The sequence below is a fragment of the Candidatus Sordicultor fermentans genome (genome assembly GCF_012728195.1).
GTDB lineage: Bacteria > Atribacterota > Atribacteria > Atribacterales > Caldatribacteriaceae > Sordicultor > Sordicultor fermentans.
Window position 1 is genome coordinate 1 of the sequence record NZ_JAAYFP010000007.1, and the last position, 2,049, is coordinate 2,049.

At 42.1% G+C, this 2,049-nt stretch carries 2 protein-coding genes; both read right to left on the reverse strand.

Annotation, left to right across the window (positions count from 1 at the left end; all coding sequences use genetic code 11):
* Positions 1 to 399 precede the first annotated feature (399 nt).
* On the reverse strand, positions 400 to 852 hold the full coding sequence (locus GXZ17_RS00310) for a type II toxin-antitoxin system VapC family toxin (protein WP_409375296.1): 453 nt from the start codon (positions 850 to 852) through the stop codon (positions 400 to 402).
* Positions 840 to 1,091: an AbrB/MazE/SpoVT family DNA-binding domain-containing protein gene (locus tag GXZ17_RS00315; protein WP_409375297.1), complete on the reverse strand. Its 252-nt coding sequence runs from the start codon at positions 1,089 to 1,091 to the stop codon at positions 840 to 842. The genes GXZ17_RS00310 and GXZ17_RS00315 overlap by 13 nt, the downstream gene beginning before the upstream one ends.
* Positions 1,092 to 2,049: the final 958 nt, after the last annotated feature.

Here is a 2,049-nt window from a genome sequence, read left to right on the forward strand (position 1 = left end):
AGGGGTCCAAACTATATAACTCCCGAAAAAACAAAAAACATAAAAAAAATAAAAGACCACTGAGGAAGAAAAAATAGACAGCCTGCGGCGTAAGATTAAAAGAAAAACAGAAAATGCAAAAGACTACTGAGGAAGGGAAAACATCTTTCTCAGTGGATTCCCGATAAAAGATTTCGGGAATGACGGATGATGTGGATGCCTCGCTAAATCTCGAGAATGACGGATAAGAGAGCTCTTCGGCTCTTTTTCATTTTCTCTCCTTGAGGGAAGACGCTATCTTCTTTTGCTCTCTTTCCGGGGAAAGCCTCACGTATTCTTTCTCTGAAGAGAGTTAGATTGAGGCAAATCAAACTATAAGGGGGACACCACTTTCAAGAAAAAGCACTGTTCCCTTTATCCCTATTTCAGAAAATCTCCGAGGATAGCCACTTGTAATCCGTCAACTTGAGAGGGTAAATCGGCATCATTAGTTAAAAATACCCCGGCTCCCTCTTCTAAGGCGGTGGCGACCTGAAGAGCATCCGGGGTACGTATGCGGTATCGGGCACGAACCTCAGCGCAACGAATTGCTATCCGAAGAGTAAAAGGGACAATCTCCAGGTTGGGATAAGAAGAAAGAAGCAGAACATACTCCTCACAAACATCCTGAAACCCGAGAGATTTAGGCCTTACCAGTATTTCTGCTACCGTAAGCACTGAGGTGACAGCACGGAAACTTCCTCGCTCTAAAGGAAGGAAGAGATTATCCTTCAGTTCTTCAGCCCACATTCCACCTTCTAAGTAATAGATAAAGCAGTTAGTATCAATGGCAACCACCTCATGCCCCCGGAGCGCCTCATTCAGTCTCCCCATGAATCTCTTTCCTCTCGGACGTAAGCATCAGGCTCTACTCCCTGCCAAACATTTTTATGCAAACCCATGAGGTGATCAGCGTAGCTTTTCGGTTTCGGTATTATAACAATAGCATTTCCACTCTTGGCTACCAATAGCTCATCTCTTTCTGAAAGACCCATAGACTTCCTTATTTCAGCTGGTATTACTATCTGATACCGACTGCCCAGTTTGATAGTATTCACAACTACATCAGACATAATTTTTAATCCTCCAGCATATTAACATTTCTTCATACATTTTATCAGTTTCCGCTACAAATGACAATAGTATTGAGAAGGAAAGGTTGCCTGTTTTCTGTTCTTTTCTCTGAATGGTTCAGAACTATCACCTCAAAAAGAGAAAAAGACAAGAACTACTACGGTGTAAGATTAAAAGAAAATGCAAAAAACCACTGGGAGAGAAAGAGAGACAGTCTACGACATGAGATTAAAAACTAAAGATTAAAAGAAAAAACTAAAAAGCAAAGATCGCTAGTGGAAAAACCATCCACCAGTATAAGGGAGGAAAGAATTCTCCCTTACCAACCCCTCCTCATCCATCACCCCGGCGACTTTCGAGCCGTTTTTAGCCTGCCCCTGAATGGTTCTATCAGGGGTCCAAAGTATTTAAAAACCAAAGAAAAAAACAAAAGCATGGATTCCCGATAAAAGATTTCGGGAATGACAGAGGGAGATGGATGCCTGATAAAAGATTTCAGGCATGACGGATGATGTGGATGCCTCGCTAAATCTCGAGAATGACGGGAAAAGGGAATGCATCTTTTATCTGTCATTCCTGAGTGGTTCTATCAGGAATCCAAACAATGGGAGGGGACACGCCCTATCGTTCCCAATAGAAGGACAAAAGGGGAAAAGCAAAAACATGGATTCCCGATTAAAGATTTCGGGAATGACGGATGATGTGGATGCCCCGCTAAATTTCGAGAATGACGGATAAGAGAGCTCTTCGGCCCTTTTTCATTTTCTCTCTTTGAGGGAAGAAGCTATCTTCTTTTGCTCTCCTTCCGGAGAAAGCCTCACATATTCTTTCTCTGGAGAGAGTTAGAGTGAGACAAATCAGACTATAAGGGGATTGCTCCTCTATTATTATAAAAGATTAACAGTTGAGCAATCCCCTTATAAAAAACGCCTGTAAGAAGTTATTCTTCTCTTCTAC